Annotated in this window: 7 protein-coding genes; 1 reads left to right on the forward strand and 6 read right to left on the reverse strand. The window is 66.5% G+C overall.

Translation table 11 applies throughout. From position 1 onward, the window contains the following. Positions 1 to 293, forward strand: a 293-nt coding sequence (locus tag ACFU53_RS44260) for a hypothetical protein (protein ID WP_384005572.1), incomplete at its 5' end; no start/stop codon positions are given. Here the strand turns inward: ACFU53_RS44260 and ACFU53_RS44265 are convergent. From ACFU53_RS44265 to ACFU53_RS44290, 6 genes are all read right to left on the reverse strand, one after another. After that, positions 271 to 789 carry a very short patch repair endonuclease gene (locus ACFU53_RS44265; RefSeq protein ID WP_384005574.1) on the reverse strand — a complete coding sequence of 173 codons (519 nt, stop codon included), beginning with the start codon at positions 787 to 789 and terminating at the stop codon, positions 271 to 273. The two genes, ACFU53_RS44260 and ACFU53_RS44265, sit on opposite strands and share 23 nt — an antisense overlap. A 10-nt stretch (positions 790 to 799) precedes the next feature. Beyond that, positions 800 to 1558, reverse strand: a complete 759-nt coding sequence (locus ACFU53_RS44270) for an NgoMIV family type II restriction endonuclease (RefSeq protein WP_384005576.1) — start codon at positions 1556 to 1558, stop codon at positions 800 to 802. 2 nt (positions 1559 to 1560) lie between these two features. Beyond that, positions 1561 to 2541, reverse strand: a complete 981-nt coding sequence (locus tag ACFU53_RS44275; protein WP_384005578.1) for a NaeI family type II restriction endonuclease — start codon at positions 2539 to 2541, stop codon at positions 1561 to 1563. 47 nt (positions 2542 to 2588) lie between these two features. Beyond that, complete coding sequence (locus ACFU53_RS44280) at positions 2589 to 5501, reverse strand: Z1 domain-containing protein (protein ID WP_384005583.1); 2913 nt, start codon at positions 5499 to 5501, stop codon at positions 2589 to 2591. 113 nt (positions 5502 to 5614) lie between these two features. Further along, positions 5615 to 7195: an ATP-binding protein gene (locus ACFU53_RS44285; protein ID WP_384005579.1), complete on the reverse strand. Its 1581-nt coding sequence runs from the start codon at positions 7193 to 7195 to the stop codon at positions 5615 to 5617. Between the two features lie 177 nt (positions 7196 to 7372). After that, positions 7373 to 8392, reverse strand: a complete 1020-nt coding sequence (locus ACFU53_RS44290) for an SEC-C metal-binding domain-containing protein (protein WP_384005581.1) — start codon at positions 8390 to 8392, stop codon at positions 7373 to 7375. Between the last annotated feature and the right edge of the window lie 103 nt (positions 8393 to 8495).

Here is an 8495-nt window from a genome sequence, read left to right on the forward strand (position 1 = left end):
GGCAAGGACAGTGGCCCACGGCGCTGACCCTGTTGGACATGAAGCAGACCAGAAGGGCCGAGGATGTTGCCGGCATCCTGCGGCACGTCGGCATGGCGGGGGGCCCAGCAGAGGTGGCTCACGCGGTGGCTGCGTATAGGGCGCGTGGGCTGCGGTCCGAGGCGGACGTGATCCTCCGGTATGCGCAGACCGGCCGCGATGGGCGTCAACTGGCCGAGATCGCCTATGAGTTTATGAGGATCGAGGACAACACCATGGCCCGGCGAGTACTCAAGATGTCCCTTGCTCAGTAGGGGTGTCCGGCGTGCTGCCGGGCGAGGCCCGGCGTCTGGATGTCACCGCGTGACAGATCGCCTCGCTGCATTCTTCCGCTGACTCGTGCTCCCAGAAGCGCAAGACGAGCCAGCCAGCTGCCCGTAGGCGCTCATCCGTATCGCGGTCGCGGGCCATGTTCCGGGCCACTTTGCCGGACCAGTAGCCGGGGTTGGTCTTCGGAGGAACGTAATGCTCAGGGCAGCCGTGCCAGTAGCACCCATCGATGAAGACGGCTACTTTCGCCGGCCGGAAGACCATGTCCGCGGTACGGCGAAGGTCTGAGAGCGGGCGCGTTGCCACTCGGTACCGCAGTCCCTGGGCGTGTACCAGTCGGCGGACAAGGCGCTCCGGAGTGGTGTCCCGGCTTCGGATTGCCTGCATATTGCGGCGGCGCGCGGCGGACGACGCCCAAGAGCCCTCGGGCGGTACCCACGTGGCCTGTGACGGATCTGGTTCTGAGGTGGGAGTAATCATCTGTGGTGAGTTACCAGCTGGACAGAGTTGGCAGCAGTGTTCCATAAGGGAGGAGACGGCCCTGTTCGGTGATCTCGCTGAGATCGTCCTTTTGCTGGCGGCTGCCGACAGCGGCTACCGCGGCCTTCAGGGCATCGAAGGCGATGTGGTAGATGGCATCGGCTTCTCCCGTCCCGCGCGCGATTGAGGCGATCCGGCTGGGCATGGGCTCCGCGGTCACCACCACCAGATGGGGAAGCCGGCCGCGCCGGTGCCTGATCATCTGGAGGAACTCGTGTCGCACATTTTGTACACGATCTGACCTTATTGTCCACTTGCAGGATACCGCGGCATGCAGATGCGGACGGGCCGCGGCCTCGGCTGTGGGATACGTGACGCCCACAGTGACATCGGGCTTGATGAGGTAATCGCGGCCCAGATCAACACGGAGGGTGGCATTCCTGCGTACCGCCTCGGCGACTCTGTCCAGGTGCTCATACTGTGCGAAGTCGGCCACGGTCTTCTTGTGGTCAACGTGCCACGCACGTTCCGGAGACAGGCGAGGAAGAGAGGCTCTCAGGTGATCGCAGACCGCGTGTTCCAGTGCGGGGCCAAGGTTGTCAGGGGTGTCGAGAAGTACGACATCGGATTGCACCCCCAGGGCCTCAAGAACATGCCTCGCGAGCAGCTTTGACGTATTGCTGTCGGAGTCCGCGTTGTTTGGGACGAGATTCCCGGTCTTCTCCAGCCTTTTCCACCCGAGGAGGCCAGTTGCGAACGGCGCGTTCATCGTCAGTCCTGTCTGATGTGTGAAGGCAGGGCGGGGGCGGGCTCAACGGGGTCATCTGGCTGGGCGATGACCCATCGTTTCCCGTCTAGGGAGACTCGTAGGGCATCCCCGTGATGAGGTCTTGCGGGGGCCACCCGGGCGCTGACGAATTCGCCGTCGTCCGGGAGGGGGAGGCCGAGCTGGCCGGCGATCTCGCGATGGCTGGCGTAGTCCCCCATGATGAGGATGCCCTCCGCCCTCAGCGCCGACCGGCTGCCGCCGTTGCCGCGGACCCGCTTCATGTAGTCCTTCTGCTGGGCCACCGTGCGCACGACGTTACGGCCGATACGTCGTTTCTGGACGCGCCGGAAGAGTTCGTTCAAGCGGCGCTGCCCCGAGCTCGCTGTGAACACGGCGTCACGGTCCGCGGCATTCATGTGGAGGAGCACGTTCTCGGGGAGGTCCTCGTCGCGCCACATCCACTTGATCTTGTCCCGGTGGTCAGCCTTGATCGTGAGCTTGAGATCACGGTTGTTCCCGGTGTTCAGCCACTCATTGCGTATCCGGACGAGGCCGATACTCCAGAGGGACTTGTAGTCGTCGGCCCAAGCCAGGAGGCAGAGGTGGCCCACCGCCTCCGGCGGAATCATCCAGCCACCGAATTGCTGGGAGTACTTGCAGTCCACGTCGACGCCGGCGATCTGGTAGTCCATAGCGTCGCCGTCCGCGAACCGGAACTCACGCTGCAAATTGATCTCTACCAGAGTTCCCGCGTGAGTCTTCTCGGTCTTGAAGAGCGTCTTCCAGTCGTAGCGTCCGGTTACCTCGCCGTTGAGCAGCTGGTCGATGGTGTCACGAAGGACCCTGGCGAACCGTCGGCCCGTAGGGTCGAGCGCCTTGATGTATTCGTAGACCTTGTCGAGTTCAGGGTCCGCCCCGGCCGCCGCTTGCCATAGGGCGACCGAAGTAGCGGCCTTGATGTCGGCCTCTTCGAAAGGAAGCATGCTCTCCCCGTCGGTGAGTCATTCGTTACGTGTAGAGCCATGGCGCCTCAGAACGCGTTGACGATAACCGCATCCGGACAAGTGGAGTCTCTTGTCCGGAAGCGCACGAGCTGCTGCTTCGTGTCGATGGCTGCCTTCGGCGGAATCACGGTGAACGCCATGATGACTCGGTCAGGCGCTGCAGTGCCCGTCGCGGCAACGGCCTTCACCTCATCGTCCTGGGCGGCTTCTACGACGGGATACAGAAGGACTACACCTCGAGCTGCTCCGAGTGCGGAGGAGCTGTCTCCAGCGGAGGCTGAGTCTGGCCGGTCGATCAACTGCTGTGCGTACAAACGATGTTCCAGGCCCGAGATACGCCCGAAGGACAGCTTTCCGGACTGGCGGCTTCGGCGGAACAGGGAGAAGGGGCCCTGGCCCAGCAAGGCGGCTTCGATCCGGTTGCGCTGTGTGCGCTGCGGAGCGACGACCAGCCAGTCGTCGACCTTCGCCAGGCGTCCGTCGAGCTGGGAGAGGTAGGTCAGGTGCGGGGCGAGCACGTTGCCTTCCTCCCACTCCAGCGAGCTGAGGATGGAAAGGAGCTGGGCGTGCGGGATCACTGTGGTAGATGCCTGGAAGCTACGGGACAGAGGGGAAGTGTCATCCGGCAGCAGGAGGCAGGTTGTCGGGGTACCGCTGACTGCCTCGAGGACGGGCTTCCAACGCTCGATGTTCCGCGCCGTCATCTTGGCGTCCTGCGGGTACGCCGCCGGTTCGATCGGCGTACCCGGCGACCGCACCTCCACCAACTCCGCGTTGAACATCTTGTTCCGGGCCGACGGCTTCACCCACGGCAGGTGCTGGGCCACCAGTGGTGGGATCTGAGCTGGGGTGACCTGGGGACGGCCGTCCGCCAAGGGCGCGTAGCGGGCCAGCTCGGCGCGGAAGAGTTCCTCGTCTCGGCAGATCGCCTCGAAGGCCTCGTACAGGTCGACCGTCTTGGCGTTGCGGCTACGGCCGAGGGCCTCCTCGCGGCCGATGTACAGCCGCACCAGGTCCCGGTATCCAGGCCGGAAGCCGAACCAGCGGCCCATCTGCATCAGGGTGTCGGCCTGCTGCGTCGTGCGGCGGTAGTACGTGATCGTCAGGCCCTCGACCGTGAAGCCACGGGACAGCTTGGTGCCGCCGACAAGGATCTTCCAGACGTTCGGCGTGCGGTCGAAGTCCAGGTCGGGCTGGGCGTAGTCGCGCTCGCTCTCGCCATTGATGACCATGACGGGGCTGCCGCCCTGGTTGATGAGACGGCGGGCCTGAGAAACGTACGGCTTGAGGTCCGTGTACGTCGTGGGAGTGGGCAGGGAGCCGTCCGCCTGGGTGTGGAAGTCCTTGTCGAAGAGGGACGCCAGGCGTGTGTGGCCCTCCGGGCCCGTGTACGCGGCGTTGTGCCACATGGTGTTGATGCGCAGGGCGAGCGCCGCGTGTTCGGCCATGCGGACCGATTCGTGCACGAGCATCGTGTGGTGCCGGAACGGGTCGGAGGGGACGCCGTGTCCCTCCCGGTAGAGCTTCAGAGCGCCCGTGAGGACAAAGGCGTCCAAGGCTTCCTGGAGGCGGTCGCCAGTGGAGTTGTAGATGCCTCGGACATGCTTCTTCTCGGCCTCGCCTTCGCTGTCGTCGACGGGGTCCAGGTCGTGGAAGTCCTGAACGCCCATGTAGTCCGTGGGGCGGGGGAGGGAGACCAGGAAGTCGCGTGGGAAGAGATCCTCCTCGTCGCCCGGGTCGATGAAGACGTTGGCGAAGGGGGTCGCGGTGTAGCCGACGTACTGGGCGCGCGGCAGGAGCTTGAGGAGCTTGCTGATCTGGCCGTTGATCGCGGTGCGAGTGACCTTGCCGTCCTCCCACTTTTTCGGGTCGGTCGTGTTCACCGAGGCCTGGTCCGACTCGTCGTCGATGATCAGGGCCGGTATCTCGCCGAGGATCGGGCCTATCTTCTTGAGGTCCCTGACCAGCTTCTCCAGCACCGATTTGTTCTTCTTCACGACCATCACGCGGGCGCGGGCCGCATGCAGGTTCGCCGGGTCGTACAGGGGACGGGTGCGGTCCGGCTTTTCGAACTCCAGGGCGCTGATGCCGCGCTCCAGCGCCATGTAGTCACGGTCGCGAGAGGTCAGACGCTCGATGTCGAAGGCGCCGAGCGTGGAGGGGCGGGCACCGAACGAGACGAACTTCGCCGGCCAGTCCTCGTCGTCCTGGTAGTCGATGTCGACCAGGGCGTCCGGGTCGTTCGGGTCGGCGGCGCCCAGGATGTTCTCCTGGCCGATCAGTTCCATGTCGAGGCGGCGCTGGGTCTGGCCGCGCAGCAGGTTCAGAGTGCCACCGAGGACGATCACCAGTCGGTACCCCGCGTCGATGGCCTTGGCCGTGACGCCGGTGAAATTGGCGGTCTTGCCGGACTGCACGTAGCCGACGACCAGTCCTCGCGCGCCATAAGGCTCGTCACGGGTGGGGTCGGTGAGCCGCTCGACGACCGCATGGGCCGCCTCGTCCAGGCCGGAGATCGCCGCGTCACTCCAACCCTTGCGGCTGAGCAGCCGCTCGTACGAAGTCCAGTAGAAGGAGCGGTTCGCCGCCTGCTCCCGGGTGTACCAGGGCTGGAACTCACGGCTGATGGTGACAGGACCCGGTTCTTTGTGGACCGGGACGGCTGCGTCGAGCGCTTTGCGTAGATCCCCGCCGAACGCGAGCTTGTCGTAGACCTCGGCGCGCCGCTCCGGAGTGCGAGGCGCGGTGGCGGACCAGGTGGGGGACTGTTCGAAGTCCCAAGCAGTGAGCTTGCGGCGCCAGAGAGCGAGGAGTTCGTCGCCGGGGTTCGCGGTCAGGATGCGATCGCGGAAGTGGGACATGTCCATGTCGGCCGGTTCGTCGGCGTCGGCCAGGACGAAGACCAGTTTGGCGAAGTGCTTGGGGCCGCGACGGCTCATCGCGCCGAGAACCTCGCCGTGGAGATCGGTGAGGTGGGCGGGAGCGGGAGTGTTCTCGGCGGTCACGACGGCTGGGTGGCCTCTCTGGTGGACGGGAAGGTGGAGAGAGGGGGCTAACCCTCGGCGCGGGCGAGCTCGGCCCGTACCGCGGTGACGAGCACGCTGTTCCACAGGGCGACCTTGTCGGTCTGGTTGGCCCAGACCCGTTCCTTCTGAAAGATCTCGTTGAGCATCAGATAAAGGAGGCTCTTGAGGACGGGGGCGTCGTTGGAGCCCCCGCGCCGTCCGCCGTTGAAGGCATGCCGGTAGTCCTTGTTGAGGACGACCAAGCGCTCCTTGTGGTCGATCGTGAAGAGCAGTTCGGCGGAGTCGACGCCGGGCGGCACGTCGAGCCTGGCCCAGGTGAAGGTGATGGGGTCGTCGCCCTCCAACTGTGGCAGTTCGTCCCGCAGTGTCCGCTTCAGCTTCGGGTCGAAGCCCTTGCCGGGCGGGATGACGGCCGGGCGCTTGACCTCGGTACGCCGCTTGGCGGCTTCACGGTAGGTCGCCTCGGCTTCTCGGACGTATTCGGTGAAGGTGTGGCCGGTTGTGGGGGCGTTCGCCTTCTCGAGCCCGCGGGCGAACGCCGGGGTGACCTGGACGCCGTCCTTCTTGACGGTCAGGGCGAACACGTCGTTGGGCTCGGGCGGCAGGTCCACGGCGATCCGGGCGAGGGCGAGGTGGCCCTCCGGGCTGCGGGTGTCGTTCCAGCCGCCGGCCTGGACGAGCCGGTCGTTGCGGTAAAGGTAGAAGCCCTGGCGCTCGGCGAGCGGGCCGATGCCTCGGTAGGCGACGAGCGGCGACTTGGGTGGCCATATGTGCGCGGTGAGCGCGACGTCGCCGACGCCCTCGACCGGCGCGACGTACATACGCGGATAGCCGGCGCGACCCGGAACGCGGTAGCCGAAGGGGTCGATGGGTTCCACACCTCGGTGGTCCAACTCTTCCCGGGTGTGGACGTCCTCGACGACGATGTCGATGTTGAAGTCGTCGCGGGCCAGAAAGCGGTGAAGGTAGAGACCCAGGTGGGTCTCGAGTCGTTCGATGGCGTCGTTGAGGTAGCGGTCGGTCTGCCCGGCCGTGATGGTCTCGAACGCGCGGACCTGGTCCCAGCGGATGATCGTGCCGTGCCAGCCGATGACGCCGTCGTAACGGTCGACCAGGTTCTGGCAGTACGTCGCGTCGACGATGTCGCAGGTGAAGTCGGCCTGCGCGCGGGCGGTGAGCCAGCGGCGGCCGGCCGACGGGCTGCGCTTGGTCCGACTGATCACGGTGAGCGCGTCGGCGTGCGAGAGCGAGGCGGCCTTCAGTCCGGCGCCGAAGTGCCCGAGGGCGCCTGCGGCGTATGTCGCGCGCCCGCCGACCGTCATCGCCGTGTCCAAGTCCGCCTCGTCCATGCCGTGGCCGTCGTCGATGACGAGCAGGCCGACGAGGCGGTCTCGCCCGCCACGGTCACCGGTGTCCCGCACGAAGCTCACGACGACGTTGTGGGCCCCCGCGTCGATGGAGTTGTCGATCAGGTCGGCGATGGCCGCCTCGAAGCCGTAGCCCTGGTGCGCGAGCGACTCGAAGGACCTGGCCGCCGGTGGGAGCCGCTTGCTTCCGCTGGTGGGTACGTCGAACTGCCAGTCCGAAGACGGCTGGTATGGCGGCATACGGGTGTTCCTCGCGGGCGGGGACATGCCCGGAATGCGTGCGGGCATGCCAATTCAGCTGTTGGACGTGACATTAGCGCGTACGAGTTGTGATGGAGCGGCGGAATTAGAACAAATAGGGCCGAGATTTCGATAAGAGTTCCAGGGACCGAGACAGGCAGCGGAGCGCTGCTGGGATCAGGCTTCCGGGCTCCCGTGACACTCCCCGTACCCCTGCCCCGACCCACACCAACAAGCGCTCCCCCTCTGCGGCGGCCACTCCACAGCCAACCCCCGCGCAGCCAGCGTCGTCGCGTACTGCGGCAGCAGCGTCGCGTCGGCCGGGGATGAGCCCTCCGAGGCTGCGAAGGCCTCGTAGGAGGGGACCGTGCCCGTGACGATGCCCAGGTTCGGGGTGCCCGAGGATGCCAGTTCTCGGAGTGAGGACTCTATGGTCGCGAGGTGTTCCTCGTGGGACGGGTACTCGGCGGTCAAGCCCGGGTACGCCCCGACCAGCTCCGACAGTTCGGGTGCCGGCCAGTGCAGGACCGCCACCGGGAAGGGGCGGGACAGGGCCTCGCGGTACGCGCCCAACTCCGCCCGGAGGCGGGAGATTTCGGCCTGGAGCTCCGCCGGGTTGTCCGAGCCCAGGGACCACACCCGCTTCGGGTCGTGCAGCTCGTCCAGGGACACAGAGGACGAGTGCTGGGTGTCCGCCACGGCGTCCCACTCGTCGTGGATCGCGCCCAGCATGCGGCGGACCCGGTGGCGGCCGAAGAGCAGGGCGCGGGTGGCGTACGGGGGCTCCGGGACGTCTGTCAGGAGGAGGGTCACGGCTGCCGTGAAGGTGTCCTGGGCCGCTTCGAGTTCGTCGTGGGATTCCAGGGCCTCGGCGACGATCACCCAAGGGGCAGGGTCTCGGGGGGCGGCTGCGCGGACTCCGTCGATGATCGCGCGGGCCTCCGCCTCGTGACCGTACTCCCAGAGGTTGGAGGCTTTCAGCGCTCGTACGAGGTGGGGGTTGTCGAGAGGGGCGGACGACGACAGTAGGCGGTCGTAGAGGGCTGTCGCGGTGGGGCGGTCGCCGGAGAGTTCCCGGTGGGCGGCGGCCTGCAGGAGCAGGTGCTCGGCGTCCTCCGGGTAGAGGTCGGCGGTCCGCTCCAGGCGTGCCGCTTCGGCGTTGTGATCGACGTTCTCGGCAGGCGTGTCGGGGCGCATGGACGACACCGTACTGCCCGATGGGGGGCGGAGGTGAGGTGCGGGTTGAGGTAGGGGCAGGGGCAGGGGGAGGGGGGTGGGTACCAGGCCAGGGGCGCCAAGG

Source organism: Streptomyces sp. NPDC057474 (genome assembly GCF_042802555.1).
Lineage (GTDB): Bacteria > Actinomycetota > Actinomycetes > Streptomycetales > Streptomycetaceae > Streptomyces.